General features: G+C 69.8%; 19 protein-coding genes. 9 read left to right on the plus strand and 10 right to left on the minus strand.

Going from position 1 to position 21291, the window contains the following annotated elements; genetic code table 11:
• Nucleotides 1-110 precede the first annotated feature (110 nt).
• Together IE307_RS04240 and IE307_RS04245 are read right to left on the minus strand one after the other, a co-directional pair.
• Nucleotides 111-788, minus strand: coding sequence for a hypothetical protein (locus tag IE307_RS04240; protein ID WP_191296080.1), 678 nt, complete (start codon nucleotides 786-788; stop codon nucleotides 111-113).
• A complete protein-coding gene (locus IE307_RS04245) occupies nucleotides 785-1153 on the minus strand; it encodes a YchJ family protein (RefSeq protein WP_229904366.1) in 369 nt (122 codons plus the stop codon). Before IE307_RS04245 ends, IE307_RS04240 begins: the two co-directional genes overlap by 4 nt.
• Nucleotides 1154-1248: 95 nt before the next feature.
• Here IE307_RS04245 and IE307_RS04250 point away from each other — a divergent pair, with 95 nt between their 5' ends.
• Entirely contained in the window at nucleotides 1249-1800 is a 552-nt protein-coding gene (locus tag IE307_RS04250; RefSeq protein WP_191296082.1) for a DivIVA domain-containing protein, read from the plus strand.
• A 39-nt stretch (nucleotides 1801-1839) separates the two neighbouring features.
• Here the strand turns inward: IE307_RS04250 and IE307_RS04255 are convergent, their stop codons facing one another.
• Together IE307_RS04255 and IE307_RS04260 are read right to left on the minus strand one after the other, a co-directional pair.
• Nucleotides 1840-2232: a TIGR03618 family F420-dependent PPOX class oxidoreductase gene (locus IE307_RS04255; RefSeq protein WP_191296083.1), complete on the minus strand. Its 393-nt coding sequence runs from the start codon at nucleotides 2230-2232 to the stop codon at nucleotides 1840-1842.
• A gap of 10 nt (nucleotides 2233-2242) precedes the next feature.
• Nucleotides 2243-2875, minus strand: a complete 633-nt coding sequence (locus IE307_RS04260; RefSeq protein ID WP_229904367.1) for a TetR/AcrR family transcriptional regulator — start codon at nucleotides 2873-2875, stop codon at nucleotides 2243-2245.
• Nucleotides 2876-3007: 132 nt separating this feature from the next.
• On the opposite strand from IE307_RS04260, the gene IE307_RS04265 reads away from it, so the two are divergent.
• Entirely contained in the window at nucleotides 3008-3946 is a 939-nt protein-coding gene (locus IE307_RS04265; protein WP_229904368.1) for a quinone oxidoreductase family protein, read from the plus strand.
• A gap of 28 nt (nucleotides 3947-3974) precedes the next feature.
• Entirely contained in the window at nucleotides 3975-4586 is a 612-nt protein-coding gene (locus IE307_RS04270; protein ID WP_191296084.1) for a TetR/AcrR family transcriptional regulator, read from the plus strand.
• Here IE307_RS04270 and IE307_RS04275 read toward each other — a convergent pair.
• Complete coding sequence (locus tag IE307_RS04275) at nucleotides 4574-6691, minus strand: discoidin domain-containing protein (protein WP_191296085.1); 2118 nt, start codon at nucleotides 6689-6691, stop codon at nucleotides 4574-4576. The two genes, IE307_RS04270 and IE307_RS04275, sit on opposite strands and share 13 nt — an antisense overlap.
• A 187-nt stretch (nucleotides 6692-6878) precedes the next feature.
• On the opposite strand from IE307_RS04275, the gene IE307_RS04280 reads away from it, so the two are divergent.
• Nucleotides 6879-7787, plus strand: coding sequence for a DUF1996 domain-containing protein (locus tag IE307_RS04280; RefSeq protein WP_191296086.1), 909 nt, complete (start codon nucleotides 6879-6881; stop codon nucleotides 7785-7787).
• 49 nt (nucleotides 7788-7836) lie between these two features.
• Here the strand turns inward: IE307_RS04280 and IE307_RS04285 are convergent, their stop codons facing one another.
• The 5 genes from IE307_RS04285 to IE307_RS04305 all read right to left on the minus strand — a co-directional run bounded on the left by IE307_RS04285 (nucleotide 7837) and on the right by IE307_RS04305 (nucleotide 15551).
• Nucleotides 7837-8580 (minus strand): substrate-binding domain-containing protein, encoded by a 744-nt coding sequence (locus IE307_RS04285; RefSeq protein WP_191296087.1) that lies wholly within the window; start codon nucleotides 8578-8580, stop codon nucleotides 7837-7839.
• Nucleotides 8577-10772, minus strand: coding sequence for a discoidin domain-containing protein (locus tag IE307_RS04290; RefSeq protein ID WP_191296088.1), 2196 nt, complete (start codon nucleotides 10770-10772; stop codon nucleotides 8577-8579). The genes IE307_RS04285 and IE307_RS04290 overlap by 4 nt, the downstream gene beginning before the upstream one ends.
• A gap of 109 nt (nucleotides 10773-10881) precedes the next feature.
• A complete protein-coding gene (locus IE307_RS04295; RefSeq protein WP_191296089.1) occupies nucleotides 10882-11889 on the minus strand; it encodes a LacI family DNA-binding transcriptional regulator in 1008 nt (335 codons plus the stop codon).
• Nucleotides 11890-11897: 8 nt separating this feature from the next.
• Nucleotides 11898-14243 carry a glycoside hydrolase family 3 C-terminal domain-containing protein gene (locus tag IE307_RS04300; protein WP_191296090.1) on the minus strand — a complete coding sequence of 782 codons (2346 nt, stop codon included), beginning with the start codon at nucleotides 14241-14243 and terminating at the stop codon, nucleotides 11898-11900.
• Nucleotides 14244-14342: 99 nt separating this feature from the next.
• Nucleotides 14343-15551: an ROK family protein gene (locus tag IE307_RS04305; protein ID WP_191296091.1), complete on the minus strand. Its 1209-nt coding sequence runs from the start codon at nucleotides 15549-15551 to the stop codon at nucleotides 14343-14345.
• A gap of 203 nt (nucleotides 15552-15754) precedes the next feature.
• Between IE307_RS04305 and IE307_RS04310 the strand changes: the two genes are divergently transcribed.
• From IE307_RS04310 to IE307_RS04330, 5 genes are read left to right on the plus strand one after another with little or no spacing between them, the layout of a single operon-like run.
• Entirely contained in the window at nucleotides 15755-17407 is a 1653-nt protein-coding gene (locus IE307_RS04310) for an ABC transporter substrate-binding protein (protein ID WP_229904369.1), read from the plus strand.
• On the plus strand, nucleotides 17404-18435 hold the full coding sequence (locus IE307_RS47570) for an ABC transporter ATP-binding protein (RefSeq protein WP_191296093.1): 1032 nt from the start codon (nucleotides 17404-17406) through the stop codon (nucleotides 18433-18435). Before IE307_RS04310 ends, IE307_RS47570 begins: the two co-directional genes overlap by 4 nt.
• A complete protein-coding gene (locus IE307_RS04320; RefSeq protein ID WP_191296094.1) occupies nucleotides 18432-19412 on the plus strand; it encodes an ABC transporter permease in 981 nt (326 codons plus the stop codon). Before IE307_RS47570 ends, IE307_RS04320 begins: the two co-directional genes overlap by 4 nt.
• Nucleotides 19412-20293 (plus strand): ABC transporter permease, encoded by an 882-nt coding sequence (locus tag IE307_RS04325; RefSeq protein WP_191296095.1) that lies wholly within the window; start codon nucleotides 19412-19414, stop codon nucleotides 20291-20293. The genes IE307_RS04320 and IE307_RS04325 overlap by 1 nt, the downstream gene beginning before the upstream one ends.
• Nucleotides 20290-21276: an ABC transporter ATP-binding protein gene (locus IE307_RS04330; protein WP_191296096.1), complete on the plus strand. Its 987-nt coding sequence runs from the start codon at nucleotides 20290-20292 to the stop codon at nucleotides 21274-21276. The genes IE307_RS04325 and IE307_RS04330 overlap by 4 nt, the downstream gene beginning before the upstream one ends.
• Nucleotides 21277-21291 lie beyond the last annotated feature (15 nt).

The raw sequence follows: 21291 nt of genomic DNA on the forward strand, positions 1-21291 counted from the left end.
GATCACCTCCGTGCCATCCCGGTCACTCGCCCTTTCGGTGTAATCGGGCAACGATCGTGCACGCTATCAAGACGCTGAGCGTGACTGTTACCCAGTCGGGTTATTTGATGTCATCCGATCGAGACCCACACCGCCCGCGCCCGTCCGCACACTCCGTGAGGGCCGATGATCGCGGACGCGGAGTAGGCCTTGCGTCCCTCCCTGCCAAGTTCCCACGCCAGGAGCACGTGGTCCACGCCCAGTTCGACGGGTTGCTCCACCTGAGCGACGAAGGTGCCGAGCACGAACGCCGGGCCGCCGTCGGGCGCGACGGGTTGCGCGGACGGGCAGTCGAGCGCGGCCCAGACGACCTCCGGCAGCACGCTGACCCCGTCGTTCGGCAGGACCTCGGCCGGACGCCACACCCCGGCCCACTCGGCGCGGCCGTCGAGCGGCCCGAGCAGCGCCGCGATGCCGTCCTCGCGGCCGGGACCGCACCCGAAGCACGTGGGGAACGGGTGCCTCTCGCGCCACGGCATCTTCGCGGAGGCCTTCAGGGCCTCCTCCAGCGTCGGAGCAGCGGGAACGTCGAGGTCGAGCGTCGCCGGCTCAGCCGAGGCGATCACCGTCTCGCCGTCGAGGAGCTGCCCGTCGCGCACCACCATCTCGCGGTCCAGCGGGATCGGCTTGCGCAGCCGCACGCTCACGGTCGTCGCGTCGACGTGCGCGGCCAGCAGGCCTGCCGAGTAGCCGCCGTTGCCCGAGCCGGGAGGACCGTTGAACCTGCTCGCGACGGTGACGGTGCTCATTCGAGGCCCTCCGCGTACACCCACTGGCCGTTCTCCCGGACGAACTTGCTCCGCTCGTGCACGACGCCCCCGACGTAGTGCGCCCGGAACTCGACGACGCCCTCGTTCTGGAACATCCCGCCGTTCTCCGTTGACAGAACTTCGAGCTTCAACCACCGGTCGGTCGAGTCGATCCCGGCGCTCGACGGGCGGTGCCTCGAGGCCCAGGTGCGCAGCAGGTAGTCCTCATCGGACACCGCGAAAGCGCTGTAGCGAGAACGCATCAGCTGCTCGGCCGTCGCCGCCTTGCGGGCTCCGGAGTGCAGCGCGCCACAACAGTCCACATAGGACTGACCGGTGCCACAGGGGCACAGTTTGTTGTTCACGTCCACATCATGCCTGGTGAACCCGTTAGAACCGATGCCCCACCTCATACGTACCCCTTGGCAAGACTGACTCGCGGGAGGCAGAGGAGACGGCAGTGAGTGTCGACAGCAGGACCGAGCTCGTACCGCTACGCACCTGGTTCGGGCTCCGATGGCGCGGTTACGACCGCGACGAGGTGGACGACTACGTGGCCGAGCTGGAGGCCGAGCTCCGCCTGGTCACGGCCGACCGCAACGCCTCGGAGGCCCGTGCGGACGCCCTGGCCGCCAGGCTGACGTCCGTCCAGGAGGAGAACGCCGCCCTGCAGGACGGCCTGCACCGCATCTGCCTGACCCCGATCGACCCGAAGGGCCTGCCCGAACGCCTGGCCCGCATGGTCGCCCTGGCGGACGAGGAACGCCGAGAGGTCATCAGAGACGCCCAGCTCAAGGCACTGATGATCGTGGGCGAGGCCGAGCAACGAGCCCGTCAGCTCGACGAGGAGGCGGCCGAGAAGCGCGACGGGATCCGCGAGGACTTCCGCCTCGCGATGTCGGCCCGTCGCGCCGAGGCGATGCGGGCACTGGCCGAACTGCGCAACGTGGCCCGCGACGAGGCGGAACGCATCGTCGCGGAGGCGAGGATCCAGAACCTGCACATCGAGTGACGGTGCTGACGGTGTGGGCGGCTCCCCGCCCACACCAGGTCAGGGCGTGTGCAGCTTGTCGACCTTGACGGTGAGCAGGACGCGCTGCTGAGGACCGGCGCCGAACCCTGGATAGGGCCGGCCGATGTACTTCTGGGACAGCTCGTCGATGTGTTCGCGGGCGCCGTCGGTGGTCATGGCCACGACGCTCCCCCGCAGGGCCCAGTACCGCGACGGCGCGGCGGGGTCGGCGATGCCGAGCGCGATGCGCGGATCGCGTTCGAGGTTGCGCGCCTTCTGGTGCGTGTCGACGGTGTTGATCAGCACGTGCTCGCCGTCGGTGCCCGCCCAGGTCTGGGAGATCTGCGGCGAACCGTCGGGCATGAGGGTGGTCACGAAGCACAACGCCTTGGCGTTGAGGACCTCGATCAGGTCGTCGGGCAGAGCGGTCATGGCGTGGACTTCATTTCGTCTGGTCGTTGTAGAGGTGGTCGATGACCACCTCGTCCGGCGGGTCGCCGGACAGGTCGGCGTGGCACAGGCCCGCCAGGGCCACCCGGAGAGCGCGGCGCCACAGCCCCGGGGCGAACGCGCGGGAGGCGTCCATGACGCTCCCCACCATCACGTGCGCCGCGGCGAAGTCGGCGGGGGTCGCCCCGGCCGGCAGCTGACCCGCGCGGACGGCCCGGTCGATGAGGCCGGCCACCAGCGGGGTCATCCGCTCGTGCGCCCGCCGCACCACTTCCGTGGCCTGGTTGCGACCGCGGAGCAGCTCCCCCAGCCCCCGGCTCTGCGCCTCGACCTCGAGCTGCCGCTCCAGGAACCAGGTGAGCCCGGCCCAGGCGTCCTCGTGGCGCGAGGCCTCCTCGGCGAACCCGATCACCGTGTCGATGTGCTCGCTGAACAGGGCGTCCAGCAGGTCCTGGCGCTGCGGGAAGCGGCGGTACACCGTGCCCATCCCGGTGCCGGCGGCCCGAGCGATGTCCTCGTACGGGACGTCGAGGCCCCGTGAGGCCATGAGTTCGTACGCCGTGCGCAGCAGCAGCTGGCGGTTGCGTTCGGCGTCGCGGCGCAGTGGAGGAGCCGGTTCGGTCACACCTCCAAGCCTAGATAAGTGGAAGCATTATTCCAAGTTGAAGATCTCTTCCGATTGAGGCCGCACTTGTGGCCCGCGCTCGTTCAAGGATAACGTTCCGATACGTATCGGAACGTTATTCAGGAGGACGCGGTGCGTGCAGCAGTCGTGCAGGAGTCGGGCAAGCTCGAGACCGTCGAGGTGCCCGATCCCGTGCCGGGGCCCGGTCAGGTGCTCGTCGAGGTCGAGGCGATCGGTGCGGGCTTCGTCGACGTGATGGTCAGCCGGGGCGAGTACCCGGGAGGTCCCGGCGGGCCGGGCGCGGTGCCGGGCGTGGAGGTCACCGGCAGGGTCTCGGCGGTCGGGCCGGACGCCGACGGGGACCTGGTGGGCCGGCGCGTGCTGGCCCTGACCGGCACCGGCGGGTACGCGGAACTGGCCGTCGCCGGCGCGGTCCTGCCGGTGCCGGAGGACGCCGACGCCGCCGAGGTGCTCGCGCTGGGCACGAACGCCCTCGTCGCCGAACTGGCGTTGCGCCGCGCCGGGACAGCGGCCGGGAACCGCGTGCTGGTCCGCGGCGCGGGCGGCGGAATCGGTGTGCCGGCAACGCAGTTGGCGCGCGCCGCCGGAGCCGACGTCACCGCGGTCACCTCTTCGCAGGCCCGCGGCGAACGCCTGCGGGAACTGGGCGCCACGCGGATCTTCGACCGGACCGCCGCCGCGCTCCCGGACGGGTCCTACGACGTGGTCGTCGACACCGTCGCCGGACCGGACACCGGCAAGCATCTCGGCCTGCTGCGCGACAACGGGCGGTACGTGCTGGTCGGCGCCGCCGGTGGCATGCCGGGGAACGACGTCGTCGCCGCTCTCCTGGGCGGTTTCCACCGGTCGCCGTCGCTGCTCGCGTTCAGCCTGAACTCGGTGGCCGCGCCGGAGGTCCTGCGCTCGTGGCAGGAGATCACCACCCTGTGGCAGCGGGGCGAGCTGACCCCCGTGGTCCACGACCGGCTGAAGCTCAGCGAAGCCGATCACGCCGTCGAGCTGCTGGGACGCGGCGCACCGTTCGGAAAGCTGGTGCTGCTGCCTCGTTAAGCTGGGCCGGACCGGCCAGGGAGGTGCAATGGCACGCCGACGCGACGAGCGCATCGACCACGCCGTGCTGGACGCGGTGTCCGCGCTGGTCCGCGAGGTCGGTTACCCGGCGCTGACGATGGAGGCCATCGCCGCGCGGGCGGGCACCACCAAGCCCGCCATCCGCCGCCGCTGGCAGAGCCGTCAGCAACTCGTGCTCGCGGCCATGGCGCGCGACCGCATCGGCCTGGAGGAGGTCGACACCGGCTGTCTGCGGTGCGACATCACCGGGGAGCTGGAAGCGTTGCGGGTCGGCCTGGAGGATCCCGCGTTCGGCCCCGTGATCCCCGCGCTGCTGGCCGACCTGGCAGGCGACCCGCGGCTGCACGAGGAGTTCCTCGCCGTGGTCTGGGAACCGCGGCGGCGGACGTGCCTGACCACCCTGCGCAGGGCACAGGAGCGCGGGGAGCTGGACCGGTCGGCCGACGTCGAGTTCGTCATGGACCTGTTCGCCGCCCCGGTCATCTTCCGGGCGTTGTTCCGCCACGGCCCGGCGGGCCCCGGTTTCGCGGAACTGGTCGCCGACGCGGTGCTCACCGGTGTGGGCACCGCCGGGGAGCACGGGCTCCCCGGCGGCTGCCCTGCCCGTCAGCGGCGGTAGACGCCGAGCTCGAACAGCGAGTAGCCCCAGCCGGTTCCGCGCTGGGTGGCGTGCAGCCGGACGTACCGGCCGGTCGCGGTCACGTCGATCGAGTCGACGCCGCCGTTGCCGGTCGTGGTGCCGTAGACCGATCGCCAGTTGTTCCCGTCGTCGGACACCTGGATCTCGTACGCACGGCCGAAAGCGCCTTCCCACACCAGTTGCACGTGCTGGAACGTCGTCACCGCGCCGAGGTCGACCCGGAGCCACTGCGGATCCGCCCAGTCGGTGGCCCAGCGCGAGCCCTGGTTGCCGTCCACGGCGTTGGAGGGCGGGTAGGGCGCGCCGTCGCCGACCTGCTGGTACGACGAGGCGGTCGTCGGCTTGCCCTGGGCCACGTTCACCCCGGACGGTTGCGGCGCCACGACCCGGACCGACTTCGTCTCGATGCCGATGTTGCCGCGCCCGTCCTCGGCCAGGACGTAGACCTTCCACACGCCGAGCCGGTCGGGTGCGGTGACGGTGAGCCGGTTCCCGTTGACCTGAACGGGAGCGTTCGCGAGACCACCGCTGTTGTCGATGTACTTGCTGTTGAACGCCGCCGACCACGCGATGGCGTCACCGTTGGGGTCGGACGCGGCCACGTCGATGTTCAGCTGGGCACCGGCCGCGATGGTCTGCGGCAGGGTCATCGACGTGATCACCGGTGGGGTGTTGGCGGGAGTGGCACCGCCGAAGGCCCGCTGGACCGCGTAGAACGACAGCCGCTTCTTGCCCGCGGGCGTGAGGTTGAACCAGACCGCGCCGAAGTCGTACTCGGTGCCGTAGTGGAACAACGTGCCGCCGAAGGACACTCCCCGGTGGCCGATGATGCAGTTCCACGCCTGCGTGTAGCCGTCGCGCTTCTGGACGTCGGTCGGCTCGGCCGGCACGCCGTTGGCGTCGTTGGGAACCTCCCACTCCCCCGCCGGACCGGCCTCGGTCAGGATGTACGGCTTGGTGTAGCCGCCGTCGATCCAGTCCTGCCGAACCTTGCAGACGTTGCCGTAGGAGTTCACGGAGTACAGGTCCAGATCGGGCGTGTGCGCCTTGAGGTAGACCCACGCGCCTGTCCACGCGTCGGTGTTGGTCACCGGGTGGTTGGTGTCGATCGCGTGGATCGCCTGCGCGGCCTCGTTGATGTACTTCGCGTACGCCACGCGCTGGTTCTCCAGCTCGGCGCCGGAGTAGCAGTTCTGCAGGCCGAGGATGGACTCGTTGCCGACGTTCCACATCAGGACGCCGGGGTGGTCCTTGTAGGTCGTGACCCACTGGCGGATCTGGCCGAGCATGTCGGCCTTGTAGGCGCCGTCCGTCACGTAGTTCACGCAACCGCCGGAACCGGGACCGCCGCCAGGCTGCAGCCAGAAGCCGTTGATGACACGCAGCCCGTTCGCCGCGGCCGCGTCCAGGAGCGGACGGGTCGAGGCGTCCGTGCCCCAGATGCGCACCGTGTTGACGCCCATCGACTTCAGCTCGGGCATGTACCGCGCGGCGTCGGCGGCGGGCGGGCCCCAGGTCAGGCCCTTCACCACCCACGGCTGACCGTCGACGGTGAGCTGCCAGTTGCCCTGCGACCCGGTGACGCGCACGCCGGTGCCGGGCTGCGGGTCCGAGCCCTGCTCGCCGTAGACGCGGAACTCCCACAGCGAGATGCCGTACCCGTTGGCGCGCTGGGTCGAGTGGACGCGGACGTACCGGCCGGTGCCGGTCACGTCGAAGCCCTGCCGGCCGCCGGTGCCGCCGGTGACGGAGCGGATCGGCGTCCAGGAGTCGCCGTTGTCGGAGACCTGGATCTGGAACGACGTGGCGTGGGCGGACTCCCAGTCGAGCTCCACCCGTGTCACGGTCGAGGTGGCGCCGAGGTCGACCCGCAGCCACTGCGGGTCGCTCCACGCGCTGGACCACCGGGTGCCGGGGTCACCGTCGACCGCGGCGGAGGCGGGTGTGCCTCCGCCCTCGGTGGACGACGCGGTGGCGGGTTTGCCTTGGGAGAGCAGCGAGGGCGCGGCACTGACCGTGCCCGGTACCACTGCTAGTCCCACGAGCACGGCGAGCACCGTGCCGACGGAGCGGAGGCGGAACATTGCGTCTCCTGCAGGGTCGAGTGAGGGGGTGAAATGCGGGAGAGCGCTCTCACAACCCTGGCGGCGATTGTTACGGGCACACGTCCCCCATGTCAACGAACCCCTTGACATCGTCCCGACGCGAGCGGGACGCTATTTGGGAGAGCGCTCTCCCAGCCGGTTTCCCCACGTCGGCAGGAGGACACAGTTGTCCCGAAAACTCAGCGCGCTGGCCGTCGCGGCCAGCCTCGTAGCGGCGGTGCTCGCGGTGGTGACGAGCTCGGCGCAGGCCGATGACTACGTGAGCCACCACGAGTTCCAGGCGAACTGCGCGTTCACCGCGGACCGCCCGGACGACCCGATCGTCTTCCCCGGCCTGCCCGGCGCGTCACACCTGCACACCTTCATCGGCAACCACTCCACCAACGCGAGCAGCACCAACGACTCGCTCGGGCGGGCCACCACGAACTGCGTCACGCCCGACGACAAGTCGGCGTACTGGTTCCCGTCCGTGCTCAACGGAGACCAGGTCGTGCGGCCGGACGGCAACCAGGTCGTCTACTACAAGTCCGGCATCCTGCGGTACCAGGACGTCGTGCCATTCCCGCCGGGCATGCGGTTCGTGGTCGGCAGTCCCACGGCGACGCAGGACGAGTTCCGCACCTCCCCCGGCGCCATCGAGGGCTGGGAGTGCGGCGACAGCTACAAGAACTGGGACATCCCCACCTGGTGCATGCCCGGCAGCCAGCTCACGGTCCGCTTCCAGGCGCCGAGCTGCTGGAACGGCCGTGACCTCGACTCGGCGGACCACAAGTCGCACATGGCCTACCCGGACCGCGCTTCCCTCGTCTGCCCGCCGTCGCACCCGGTCGCGGTGCCGATGATCGAGTTCAAGATGGCGTTCCCGGTGTCCGGTGACATGTCCCGCGTACGGCTCTCCAGCGGACGCGGCTACACCTGGCACTACGACTTCATGAACGCCTGGGACGCACCCACCCAGGCCGCGCTCGTGAGGCACTGCGTCAACGGCGGGCTGCAGTGCGACCCGCGCGGGTACGACCAGTACAAGCCGCACCGAGGAGCCGCGCTCGGACCGGACTACCGGTTGCCGCGGTGAAGTAGCTCTCCCGCACCCCGGGGCGCGTCCGCACGCTCCGGGGTGTTCGTCATGCCGGCGCGGACAACGTCGTCCCCTCGACGAACTCGCACTCCAGCAGCACTTGGGACTGCTTCTGCGGCAGCCGTGCCAGCAGGTGCACGGCCCGCCGTCCCGTCTCCCACCTCGGCACCCGCAGCCCGGTGAGACCCAGCAGGTCCTGTTCGGACAGGTCGAGTGCCAGCACGGACAGATCGCCCGGCACTGTCAGGTTGCGGCGGCGGGCGGCCCGGACGAGTGCCGCCGCGTCGTCGGAGTGTTCCGCGATCACGGCCGTCACGCCGATGCGCAGCAACTGGTCGAGCCAGACCGCGGGCGCGTGCAGCCCGTGCACGCCCAGAGCCGCTGTGGCGTCCTGGAACCCGTGCAGGCGCTCGATCGACGTGACACCACTCGGCAGTCCGATGTAGACGATCTGACGATGGCCGAAAGCCGCGAGGCGCGCGACGAGATCGCGCACACCCGCGGCGTGGTCGACGTCCACGTAAGGGACCTGTCTGACCGTGCTGTCCCGTCTGCCGATCGACACGAACGGGATCGCGTGATCTGCCAGGCAGGTCAGGTCGCGCTCGTCGGCGGTGCGGTCGAGCAGGACGCAGCCGCTGAGGGCCACGTCCTGGGTGTCGACGAAGTCGAGATCGGCGCACAGGAGCAGGCCGTTGCCCGTCCTGTGCACCGCGTGCCCGATGCCCGCCAGAGCGGGCGTGCTCTCACCGGGAAGGGTGTCCCGGGAGAGCACGCCGATCAGACTCACGGATAGTTCACCAGGTAACGGACCTGGTTGGCGGTGTTCGCGACGCCACCGACGCCGTTGATGACGTTGGCGATCGTGCCCACCCCGCCGAGCGAGACGGTGACCAGGTGCCGGAACCGCACACCCGACCGGTTCGGTGCCTCGAAGCCGTTGTCCGTCACGATGCTCGGATCGGCCTGGTTGAAGGCGTAGACGCCAACGCCGAACGCGTCGTGTGTGGTGACGTTGTCGGCGACCTTGTAGCCGGCCCAGCCCCGCTTGGAGCCGTTCATCCACGCGGCCTGGTTGGGCGGGTCGTACGGCAGCTCGTTCTGATACAGGTACACGCGGCCGCCGTTGCCGTTCCAGATCAGGTTGTGCTGCTGGTAGTGCTCCACGAACAACCCGTACGCGATCACGTTGTCGCCGTTGACGACGACACCGTTCTGCCCGGGGTTGGCCGTCCAGCTCACACCCTCACCGTGATCCGCGCGCCACACCCAGGTGTGGTCGATGATCGTGTTGCGGCTGTTCACCCGCATGCTGACAGTCGCCTTGCCTGCCTGCGACCCACCCACCCGCAGGTACACGTCGTGCAACGACGTGGGGTTGGAGGCGTGCGAGTTCGCGGTCGAGTCACCGATCTCCAGCAACACCGGCGAGTTCTGCACACCGGCGTCGACCAGGAACCCGGCCAGCTTCACACCGTCCACATCGGACGTCGTCAACGCGGCTTTACCTGTGGTCGGCGTCAACGTCGCCAGACCCAGACCGAGGACCACGGTGTTCGGCCTCGTGACCCTGATGGTGTCGTCGAGCTGGTGAATGCCCGGCGTGAGCAGTAGGTGCTTGCCCTGCTGCAGAGCAGCGTTGATCGTGGCGGCGGGAGTGCCCGGCTTCACGATGAAGAAGTCCGCCAAAGACACCGACGAACCCGGATTGCCGTTCTCCCAGCTCGTACCCCGCGAGTTCTGCCGCAGCGCCGGGATGAACACCCGGTACTCACCGGAGTTGTCGAAGTACAGGTACGGCTTCTCCCGCGTCACCGGCGACGTGTCGACGGTCGTGTGCGACGGGTTCGGGAAGTTGTCCACGGGGGCGCCCTGCGTGCCGGCGAACACCATGTTCCACACCGACCCCGACCAGCCGTTCACGAGGTTGCTGTTGCGCGTGAGGAACTGCTGCTGCGACCCGGAGATCACCGTTCCGTCGATCTTGCTGTCGACGATCAACCCGCCACTGGCCCAGCCGTCGTAGCCGTTCCACAGATGCGCCTGACCACGCAGGTGCATCCGCCGGTACGCCGTCGCCTGCGACACCGCCCACCGCTCGATCTGATTCGCCGGCAACGTCACCGACAAGTTCTCCGCACCACGCCAGAAGTTCTGCGTCGCATTACCCAGGTTGTTCGGGTCATTGCCCTGCTGCAACCAATCCGCCTCAACACGGATGTGCCCGTTGATGTTCACGTCGTCCGGGTACAGACCCAGACCCGCGACCTGGGTGTAGAAGCGCAGGTTCACGTCCGCGTTGTAGCTGCCCGGCTTGAACAGCACAGCGTGGCGCTGCGGCCCGAACTGGTTCGTCTTCATCTGCGCCGAGATTGAATCCAACCTCGACTGCATCTCCGACTGCGACGACCCCGGACCATATACGTACACGTTCGGCCCGAAATCCGGATTACGCGGATCAGTCGGCGTCACACCCGGCGTGTCAGGAGTGGTCGCGTAAACACCCAGCTCCCACAACGAATAGCCGTAACCGGTGCCCCTTTGCGTGCCGAGCACGCGGAGGTAGCGACCCGTCCCGGAGACGTCGAGGGACTGCGTGCCGCCCGTGCTCGTGGTGGTCGAGTAGACGTCCCGCCACGAGTTCGCGGCGGCCGTGTCCGACACCTGGACCTGGAAAGCCTTGCCGTACGCGCCCTCCCACGCCAGGGAGACACGACAGACCTGCTGACTGGACCCCAGATCCACCTGCAACCACTGCGGATCCGAGAACTGCGACGACCAGCGGCTGCCGGCGTTGCCGTCCACGGCAGCGGAAGCAGGGGTCCCACCGTTCTCCGTCGACGACGCGGTGGCGGGACGGTTGAGAGCGACGTTGGAGGTACCGCACGCGGCGGCACCGGCTTGGGAGGTGATGCTGACGGTTGTCACGAGGCACAGGGCGGTGGCCGCTAGCGCGGCCGCCCTGGTCAGGGGAGAGCTCATGATCCTGCCTGACACCTTGGGGCGCGTGAGCCCAGACGGTGACGTCCGTGGCACCGGACGTCGGGAGAGCGCTCTCCCGTAGGTTAACCCGTGGTGTCGGGCAGGTCAATCAAGCAGACGCGCGAATGACGAGTTCCGGTTCGAAGATGACCGAGATCGGCCGCTGTTCCGGGTCTTCGAGGCTCGTGATCAGCACCTCGGCCATCTTCGCGGCCATGGCCTCGACCGGCTGGCGCACGGTGGTGAGCTGCGGGCGGCAGGCCAGCGCGGGCGCGCTGTCGTCGAACCCGACCACGGCCACGTCCTGCGGAACGCGCAAACCGTGCTCCAGCAACACGTCTACGGCGCCCTGCGCCATCAGGTCGTTCGCCGCGAACACCCCGTCCACCTCGGGGTGCTCGACCAGCAGGCGCCCCATCGCGGCGTGCCCGCTGGCCGCGGTGAAGCCGCCCTCGGCCACGGGAACGTACGGGAAACCGTTGCGCGCCATGGCATCGCGGAACCCGGTGAGCCGGTCCTGGCTGGCGAGCACGTCCAGCGGCCCCGAGATCGCGCCGACGGACGTGCAGCCGAGCTCGACGAGCCTCGCCGCGGCGAGCCTGCCGCCCGCCTGGTGGTCGAGGTCGACGTAGCTGACCGGCATGGGCCGGCCGGGCCGCGCGTACAGCACGGTGGGCACACCGGCGGCCAACAGCCTCTCGGGCAACGACTCGGCGGCGTGCGTGGTCACGAGCAGAGCGCCGTCCGCGCTCCCCTGCCGCAGGAACTCGACGACGTCGACCCTGGTCCGGTCGGTGTCCGCGAGCATGAGCACCGGGTGCACGCCGCGGGTGCGCAGGAAGTCGACGACACCGGCGGTGACCCGGCCGAAGAACGGGTCCACGAAGACGTCGGACCCGCCACCGGCGCCGGAGATGACCAGCGCCACCGTGCCGGTGCGGCGGGTGACGAGCGAGCGGGCGGCGTGGTTGGGCGTGTACCCGGTCTGCTCGATCGCGTTGCGCACCGTCTCCTGGAGGTCCGGGTCGACGTTGCGCGTGCCGTTCACGACGCGGGAGACGGTCGCGCGGGACACGCCCGCGAGTCTCGCGACGTCCTCGAGCGTCGGGGTGGCCATGATCCGCTTCACCACGGCAGAAGAGCGTTCTCCCGCTCGAGGCGCAGGGGTGTGTCGCCGGCGTTCGGGCCGGCCAGCACGGTGAACGCGCCAGGCTCGGCCACCCACTCCCCGGCCCAGTGGCTGATGGCCCGCCGGGGGATCCGCACCAGCGCCTCCACCTGCTCGCCAGGCCCGGCGGTGACGGTCGTGAAGCCCGCCAGCCACCGCGGCGGCCGCGCGACGGCGCTGTCCGGCCGGGACAGGTAGACCTGCACGACCTCGCGGCCGGGACGTTCCCCGGTGTTGCGCAGCCGGACCCTGACCACGTCGCGCTCGACCCGTGCTTCCTCGTAGTCCCAGGTGGTGTAGCCGAGTCCGTGGCCGAACCAGTACGCGGGCTCGGCCCCGCTCGCGGCCCACGCCCGGTAGCCGATGTCGAGCCCTTCCCGGTACGGCAGCGTTCCCGCGACCGGCAGGAAGTCCTTCACCGGCACGTCCGTCTCGCTGTCGGGCCAGGTGGTCGGCAGCCGCCCGCCGGGTTCGGAGTCGCCGAACAGCACGTCCGCGAGCCCGTTCCCGCCCTCCTGCCCCGGGAACCAGGCGAGCAGCACGGCGGCGGCCCGCTCGCGCCACGGCAGCAGCACCGGTCCGCCGGAGTTGACCACCACGACGGTGTTCGGGTTCGCCGCGCACACCGCCCCCACCAACGTGTCCTGCTCCCCCGGCAACGCCAGGGTGTGCCGGTCACGGCCTTCGCTCTCGATGGCGTCGGTGGTGCTGACCACGACCACCGCGACGTCGCACTCCCGCGCCGCCCGCACCGCGGCGGCGAACTCGTCGCGCGCGGACGGCGGCGGGTCGGCGGCCAGCATCGACGCCATGCCGCTGTCCTCCCCCAGCTCACGACGGGCCACCAGCTCCACCTCGGCCCCCTCGGTGAGCGGCACCTCCACGACGTGGTGCGGCGGCCGGAGGTGCTTCACGGCGGGGTCGTCGGTGTCGAGGGGCTGCACGACGTCGAGCACCCGGACCCCGTCGACGTCCAGCGTCAGCCGCCCGTACCCGGCGACGGCCAGCCGCCACGGCCCCGTCCTCGTGACGCGCAGCCCGGTGCTGATCTCCAGGACCTCGGCACCGGGCACCTCCTCGGTCTCGAGGATGCGCCCGGTCAGGCGGTGCTCGCGGAACAGCACCGCGTCGTCCGCGCCGAGCACGCGCACCAGGACGGGCGCGTCCACCGGGGTCGGCCTGTCGTCGATGCGGACGCCGGGCGCGTGGACCACCTCGGTGCGCTCCGCGAGCGCGTCGAGCAGCGAGTTCTCAGCGGCCGGGTAGAGACCCGAACTGCCGCCACCCTGCACGCGCATCTCCGTGGCGCCCGGACCGATCACCGCGATGCGCAGACCCGGTGCGAGGGGAAGGATTCCGTTGTTGCCGAGCAAGACCGCGCTCGCCGACACCGCCTCGCGCAGCAGGCTCTCGTCCGCCGCCGGAGGTGCGACCGCACCCGTCCCGTCCAGCGCCCCGACCCGCGCGGCCAGCCGCAGCAACCGGAGCACCTTGTCGTCGACCGCGGCCTCCGGCACCTCCCCCGCCTCGACCGCGGCGACCAGCCGGTCGCCCCACGGCCCCCACGGCCCCGGCATCGAGAGGTCCTGCCCGGACACGGCCGACGCGGTGGTCGACCGCACCGCACCCCAGTCCGACACCACGAGCCCGTCGAACCCCCACTCGTCCTTCAGGGGACTGGTGAGCAGCGGGCTCTCCGACATCGAGTGGCCGTTCACCGCGTTGTAGGCCGACATCACCGCCCACGCGCCGGCCTCGACCGCCGCCTCGAACGGCGCCAGGTAGACCTCGCGCAGGGCGCGTTCTCCAACCTCGACGTCGTGCGTCAGGCGGTCGGTCTCGGTCTCGTTGGCGACGAAGTGCTTGGGCGTCGCCGCGACACCCCCGGCCTGCACACCGCGCACGTACGCGACCCCGAGCCGCGACGTGAGCAGCGGGTCCTCGGAGAAGCACTCGAAGTGGCGCCCGCCGTAGGGCGTGCGGTGCAGGTTCAGCACGGGCGCGAGCAGCACGTCCACGCCCTTGCGCCGTGCCTCGGCCGCCAGCAACCCGCCCAGCCTCCCGACGAGCTCCTCGTCCCACGTCGCACCGAGCGCCGACGGCGACGGCAGCGCCAGCGACGTGCGGCGTTCGTCCCAGCCGGGACCGCGCACACCCGCCGGACCGTCGGAGAACGTCATCGCGCGCAGGCCGACCGCCGGTTCGGCGCAGCTCTGCCAGACCGATCCCCCCGCCAGCAGCCGCACCTTGGCGGGCAGGTCGAGCTTGCCGACCAGGCGGGCCAGCTCGTGGTCGTCGTGCACCGGGAAACCTCCTTGGAGAGCGCTCTCCAAAGACTCGGGGTGCGGAGCGCCGCTGTCAATGCGTCGGAAGGCGTCTTCTCGACCTGAGAGCCACGTCCCTCAGCCGGGGATCCGCACCGAACGCGGGTCCGCCCCCGTCTCCAGCAACGCCGCCACCGGCAGCGTCGCCGCCCCGACCGCCACCGCGTCCGGCCCCGTCCGGCCCAGCTCGATCCGCACCTGACCGTACGGATGGCGCAACGCGTGCTCGGCCGTCGCGGCGATGATCCCGTCCAACCTCCGGGCACCCAGCGCGAGACCAGCCCACCCACCGAGCACGACGCGCTCCGGGTTGAACAGGTTCACGAGGTTGGCGATCCCGGCCCCCAGGTACCCCACGGACTCCTCCACCACCCGACGGGCAACAGCCGACCGCGACGACAGCAACTCCTCCAGCGCGGACTGCTGATCGACGGGAGGATCGTTGTGGCGCAACGCCTCCCGGTACCGGCCGAGCATCGCCTCCGCCCCCGCGTACGCCTCGAGGCAGCCGCGCACCCCGCACCGGCAGCGCCGCCCGCCGTAGACGATCGTGGTGTGGCCCCACTCCCCCGCGTTGCTGGTCGCGCCCCTGTGCACCACCCCGTCGGTCACCACCGCCACGCCGACGCCCGAGCCGACCAGCACGATCACCGCGTGACCGGCCCCGCGGCCGGCGCCGAACCACATCTCGGCCTGCCCCTGGGTCTTCGCGCCGTTCTCCACGAACAGGCGCGGCTCCACGCCGGCGGCGCGGATCATCTTCTCGAGCGGGACGGCGTCCCAGCCGATGGTCTGCGCGTGGACGACCGCGGACGTTCCGCGTTCGACCGTGCCGGGGACGCCCACACCGACGCCGAGCACCGAGGACGTCTCGACGCCCGCCTCCGCCAGGACCGAGCCGACGCCCGACGCGATCAGATCGCTGACGGCGCCGGGCTCCACCTCGACCAGCGGCAGATCCACTGTGGACAGACGCGTCATCGCGAGGTCGAAGAGCTCGACCTTGATCCCCGTCTCACCGACGTCGACCCCGATGACGTGCCCGAACGCGGGGTTGACCCGCAGCAGGACCCGCGGCCTGCCGCCGTCGGACTCGACCGAGCCGGCCTCCACCAACAGGCCCTCGTCGAGCAGTTCGCCGGTGATCGTGCTGGCGGTCGCGGCGCTCAGCCCGGTGCTCGCGCTGAGCTGCAGACGGCTCAGCGGCCCGTCGAGGAAGAGCGCCGTCAAGAGCACAGATCGGTTCTGCCTGCGGAGGTCCCGGACGGTCGCCCGTGTACGCACCATGAGCGCCGAGGTTAGTTCGCGCCTAAAAATAAGCCTCGGGTCGTGACCTCTTCGTTATTGACTTGCCCTCGATGACAGGCGTCTACTCTACGGCGACCAGAGGGCCACGACGGCCTCACCCGCGATGGCACGCGCGGTCAACCTCTCCCAGCGCTCACTTGATTCTTCTCGCTTTCGTTGGAGAACAAGGAGTTTCCATGAGAATGAGGCGTGTTTGCGCTGCCGTCGCCGCGACCGCCCTGGCGTTCACCGGCGCCTGTTCGGCCACCAACCCGGGCTCGGGCGGCAACGCCGCCGGGGTGCTGAACGTGGGTATGCCGAACGGACCGCAAACGGAGAACAACAACCCGTTCCTCAACTCGTCGGCGTCCTCGTCGCTCGGCTACCGGCGGTTGCTCTTCGAACCGCTGGCCATGGTCAACGAGGTCAAGGTGACCGACCAGCCGAAGCCTTGGCTGGCAACGAAGTTCACCTGGTCGGACAACTACCACAAGCTGCTGCTCACCATTCGTGACGGCGTGACGTGGTCCGACGGCAAGCCGCTGACCGCCGAGGACGTGGCGTACACCTTCGAGCTGCTCAAGAACAATCCCGGCCTGAACATCGAAGGTGTGCCGTACCAGGACATCTCGTTCTCCGGCAGCGAGGTCACCGTCGGCTTCCCGAAGTCGCAGTTCGTCAACCAGAAGAAGATCCTCGAGCAGTTCGTGGTGCCCAAGCACCAGTGGTCGACCTTCTCCAACCCGTCGACCGAGACGCTGAAGGACCCGATCGGCAGCGGCCCGTACACGCTGAAGTCGTTCACCCCGCAGACGGTGACGCTGTCGATCCGGGACAAGTACTGGCAGGAGCTCCCGAAGGTCAAGGAGCTGCGCTACACCTCCTACAGCGACAACAACGCGCAGACCAACGCCCTCGCCACCGGCGCGGCCGAGTGGAGCTTCACGTTCATCCCCAACTACCAGGCCGCGTACACGAGCAAGGACCCGCAGAACCACAAGCTGTGGTTTCCGCCGGTGCTCGGCGTGCACGGACTGTGGTTCAACACCAAGGCGAAGCCGTGGGACGACCCCGCGCTGCGCCGCGCCGCGAACATGGTGGTGAACCGCGACGACATCTTCATGCAGGGCGAGGCGGGCTACTTCTACCCGAAGGTCGACAACATCACCGGCATCCCCACGCCGGCCGGTGAGTCGTTCATCGCCCCGCAGTTCAAGGACAAGAAGGTGACCGTCGACGTCGAAGGTGCCAAGAAGGCGCTGACCGAGGCCGGCTACACCTTCGACGGCACCACGTTGAAGGGCAAGGACGGCGCGCCCGTCACGATCGTGCTCACCGTGCCGTCCGGGTGGTCCGACTACGTCACCGATCTGGAGATCATCAAGGACAACTTCTCCAAGATCGGCATCAACGCGACGGTGAACCTGCAGAACGCCGACGCGTGGACGAAGGCCCTCGACACCGGCGACTTCGGCGCGGCCATGCACTGGACCAACAACGGCCTGACGCTGTACGACATCTACCAGTCCATCATGGACGGTGCGCTGTACAAGCCGATCGGGACGCCCGGTGTGAACGGCAACTACGGCCGTTACGAGAACGCGGCGGCGACGAAGGCGCTGGACGACTTCGCCAACGCTCCGGACGAGTCGGTGCGCAACGCGGCCCTGCAGGAGCTGCAGAAGATCTTCGTGCAGGACATGCCGGTCATCATCACCTCCGCCGCGAACGGTGGCGGCCAGTACAGCACCAAGAACTGGACGGGCTGGCCGAGTGACCAGGACCAGTACGCGCCCGTCCAGCCCACGCTCGAAAACGCACTCGACATCGTCATGAAGCTGAGGCCTGCCTCGTGACGGCCGAGGTAGCGCCGGCGGTCTCCGGGGTGGTCTCGACAGAGATCGTCCTGGAGGCCGACGGCCTCACCAAGCACTTCCCGATCAGGACACCCCTCGCGCGCACGGCGAAGGCCGTGCGCGCGGTCGAGGGGGTGTCGCTGCAGCTGCGCCGGGGCAGCGTCACCGCGCTCGTCGGCGAGTCGGGTTCCGGCAAGTCGACGGTCGCGCGGCTGCTCGCCCAGCTCTACCCGCTGACGTCCGGCGAGATCCGGTTGCACGGCGAAAACGTCGCCGTGCAACGGGGTTGGATGCGCGGGCGGAAGTTCCGCGCGTACTGCCGCCGGGTCCAGATGATCTTCCAGGACCCGTTCGCGTCGCTCAACCCCGTGCACACCATCCGCTACCACCTGACCAGGGCGCTCACCATCCACGGCAACCGCGGCGACGACCTGGAGAAGTCGCTCGCGGACCTGCTGACCCGAGTGCACCTCACACCCGCCGAGCGGTACCTCGACCGGTACCCGCACGAGCTCTCCGGCGGGCAACGGCAGCGCGTGGCGATCGCACGGGCGCTGGCGGCGAGCCCGGAGGTGCTGCTGGCCGACGAACCGGTGTCCATGCTGGACGTCTCGATCCGGCTCGGCGTGCTGAACCTGTTGCGGGATCTGAAAGAGCGACTGCACCTTTCGATCCTGTACATCACGCACGACATCGCGTCCGCGCGGTACTTCGCGGACGAGACGGTCGTGATGTACGCGGGCCAGGTCGTCGAGGGCGGGGAAAGCGAGACCGTCACGCAGAAGCCGGCGCACCCGTACACGCAGCTGCTGATCGAGTCCGCACCAGACCCCGACCGCCCGGCGCTGGAGGAGAAGGACGGTGGGGCCGGCGAACCCCCGTCGCTGATCGAGCCACCGCCGGGCTGTCGGTTCCACCCGCGCTGCCCGTTCGTGATGGACGTCTGCCGCACGGACGTCCCACCGCGCTTCGAGCTCGGCGACGGGCACTTCGCGGCCTGCTGGCTGTACCGGGAGGAGGCGTCGTGAGCTACCTCCTCAAACGCCTCGGCTTCTACCTGCTCACCGTGTGGGCGGCCGTGACGATCAACTTCTTCGTGCCGCGGATGATCCCCGGCGACCCGGTGCAGGCGCTGATCACCAAGCAGCGCGGGCAGATGACGAGCGAGGCCGTCCGGTCGCTGTACGTCCTCTTCGGACTGGACAAGGACGAGAGCCTGGCGAGCCAGTACTTCTCCTACCTCGGCCAGCTCCTGCGCGGCGACCTCGGGATGTCGTTCACCTTCTTCCCGAGCCCGGTGGCCGACGTGATCGGCGACGGGCTGCCGTGGACCGTCGGTCTGGTCGGCATCACCACGGTGATCGGGTTCTTCCTCGGCACCGCCGCGGGCGCCCTCGTGGGCTGGCGGCGCGGCACGTGGGCGGACTCGCTGATCCCGGTCACCACGTTCGTCTCGTCGATCCCGTACTTCTGGCTGGGCCTGGTGGCGATCGCGCTGCTCACCGGTCCCGGCAGCTTCTTCCCCGCGTCGGGCGCCTACGAGATCGGCCTGGTGCCGAACTGGGACTGGCAGTTCATCGGCAGCACCGTGCAGCACGGCCTGCTGCCCGGCCTGACGATCCTGGTGTCCTCGGTCAGCGGCTGGATCCTGAGCATGCGCAACATGATGGTGACGGTGTCGTCGGACGACTACGTCACCGTCGCGCACGCCAAGGGCCTGCCCGAACGCCGGGTGATGCTCGCCTACGCCGCCCGCAACGCGTTGCTGCCCAACGTGTCCGGCTTCGCGCTGGCACTCGGGTTCATCGTCGGCGGCACCCTGCTGGTGGAGATCGTGTTCTCCTACCCCGGCCTCGGCCTGCAGCTGTTCCAGGCGGTCGGCGCCAAGGACTACCCGCTGCTGCAGGGCATCTTCCTCATCATCACGCTGTCCGTGCTGCTGGCGAACCTCCTCGCGGACGTCGCCTACCTCGCACTGGACCCGCGCACCCGCAGGGAGGGCTGATGCGCAGCAACCCCAAGGCGCTCACCGGTCTCGTGGCGCTCGGCTTCTTCGTCCTGCTCGCCGTCGTCGGTCCGTGGCTCGCGCCGTTCGACCCGTCGATGCGCAGCAACGACCTGTTGCAGCCGCCGTCGCCGTCGCACTGGTTCGGCACGACCCACCTGGGCCAGGACATCTTCAGCCAGGTCCTGGTCGGCACCCGCAGCGTCGTGTTCGTCGGCGCGGTGGCGGGCCTCGTCGCCACGGTGCTGTCGGTGCTGGTCGGCGTCTCCGCCGGGTACCTCAGCGGGTCGGCCGGCGAAGGGCTTTCCGCGCTGTCCAACGTGTTCCTGGTGATCCCGGCACTGCCGTTGATCGTCATCATCACCTCGTCGCTGCCCGAGACGAGCAACCTCACGATCGCGCTGGTGATCGGCCTGACGGCGTGGGCGTGGAACGCGCGGGTGCTGCGCGCGCAAACGTTGTCGTTGCGCCGCAGGGACTACGTGGAGGCGGCACGGGCGAACGGCGAGTCGACCTGGCGGATCATCCTGTTCGAGATCATGCCGAACCTGACCGCCGTCATCGCGTCCGGGTTCGTCGGCACGGTGCTGTTCGCGGTGATCTCCGAGATCACGCTGGCGTTCATCGGCGTGTCCGACGCGGGCGGCTGGAACTGGGGCACTGTCCTGTACTGGGCCCAGTCGCAGCAGGCCCTCACGCAGGGCGCGTGGTGGTGGTTCGTCCCGGCCGGCCTCGCGATCGCGTTGCTCGGCACGGCGCTGTCCCTGGTCAACTTCGGCATCGACGAGTACGTCAACCCGCGCCTGCGCACCCGTTCCTCGACGCGGGGCGTGCGGATGCGCGTCGGCTTCACCCCCGTGCTCGCCAAGGAGTCGTCATGAAAGAACGCATTCTCGAGGTGCGCGGGCTGAACGTCGACTACGGCATGGGACCCGAGTCCGTGCGCGCCGTCCGCGACGTCGACCTGACGCTGCACCGCGGCGAAGTCCTGGGCCTGGCAGGGGAATCCGGCAGCGGCAAGTCCACTCTGGCCTACGGCATGACCCGGCTGCTGCCCCCGCCGGGCATCGTCGCGGGCGGCGAGGTGATCTACCACCTCGACGACGGCACGACCGTCGACCTGCTGCGCATCCGCGACGCGGACCTGCGTCGGCTGCGCTGGTCGGAGATCGCCATCGTGTTCCAGGGCGCGATCAACTCGCTCAACCCGGTGCAGCGGATCTCGACCCAGCTCGTCGACGTGCTCAAGGCGCACTCGGCCTCGACCCCGCGTGCGCGCCTGGACCGGGCACGCGAACTGCTCACCCTGGTCGGCATCGCCTCGGACCGGCTGAACAGCTACCCGCACCAGCTCTCCGGCGGGATGCGGCAGCGCGTGATGATCGCGATGGCGCTCGCCCTGGAACCGCGCGTGGTGATCATGGACGAGCCGACGACCGCGCTGGACGTGGTGGTGCAGCGGCAGATCCTGCGCACGCTCGTCGACCTGCGCGAACGCCTCGGGTTCTCGGTCGTGTTCATCACGCACGACCTGTCGCTGCTGGTCGAGTTCTCGGACCGGATCGCGATCATGTACGCGGGCCAGGTCGTCGAGGAGGCGGCGTCGGCCGACCTGTACCGCACTCCCCTGCACCCCTACAGCGACGGGTTGCTGCAGTCGTTCCCGGCGTTGAAGGGCCCGAAGCGCGAGCTGTCCGGCATCGCGGGGTCGCCGCCGGACCTGCGGATGATGCCGAGCGGGTGCCCGTTCCACCCGCGGTGTGCCCGCGCCATGGACGTCTGCGGCCAGCAGACTCCGGTGCTGGGGCAGAGCAGGGCGGGTCGTTCGGTGGCCTGCTGGTTGCACCCCGTGTCGGTCGGCTGACACCGATGACGTTCC

Origin of the sequence: Lentzea cavernae (genome assembly GCF_014653695.1) — a bacterium.
Classification (GTDB): Bacteria; Actinomycetota; Actinomycetes; order Mycobacteriales; family Pseudonocardiaceae; genus Lentzea; species Lentzea cavernae.

Bases quoted from the DNA above. Each gene is read 5' to 3' on its own strand.
- IE307_RS04240 (WP_191296080.1), bottom strand. From the start codon at position 788: ATGAGCACCGTCACCGTCGCGAGCAGGTTCAACGGTCCTCCCGGCTCG.
- IE307_RS04255 (WP_191296083.1), bottom strand. From the start codon at position 2,232: ATGACCGCTCTGCCCGACGACCTGATCGAGGTCCTCAACGCCAAGGCG.
- IE307_RS04270 (WP_191296084.1), top strand. From the start codon at position 3,975: ATGGCACGCCGACGCGACGAGCGCATCGACCACGCCGTGCTGGACGCG.
- IE307_RS04275 (WP_191296085.1), bottom strand. From the start codon at position 6,691: ATGTTCCGCCTCCGCTCCGTCGGCACGGTGCTCGCCGTGCTCGTGGGA.
- IE307_RS04290 (WP_191296088.1), bottom strand. From the start codon at position 10,772: ATGAGCTCTCCCCTGACCAGGGCGGCCGCGCTAGCGGCCACCGCCCTG.
- IE307_RS04295 (WP_191296089.1), bottom strand. From the start codon at position 11,889: ATGGCCACCCCGACGCTCGAGGACGTCGCGAGACTCGCGGGCGTGTCC.
- IE307_RS04305 (WP_191296091.1), bottom strand. From the start codon at position 15,551: ATGGTGCGTACACGGGCGACCGTCCGGGACCTCCGCAGGCAGAACCGA.
- IE307_RS04310 (WP_229904369.1), top strand. From the start codon at position 15,755: ATGAGGCGTGTTTGCGCTGCCGTCGCCGCGACCGCCCTGGCGTTCACC.
- IE307_RS04325 (WP_191296095.1), top strand. From the start codon at position 19,412: ATGCGCAGCAACCCCAAGGCGCTCACCGGTCTCGTGGCGCTCGGCTTC.
- IE307_RS04330 (WP_191296096.1), top strand. From the start codon at position 20,290: ATGAAAGAACGCATTCTCGAGGTGCGCGGGCTGAACGTCGACTACGGC.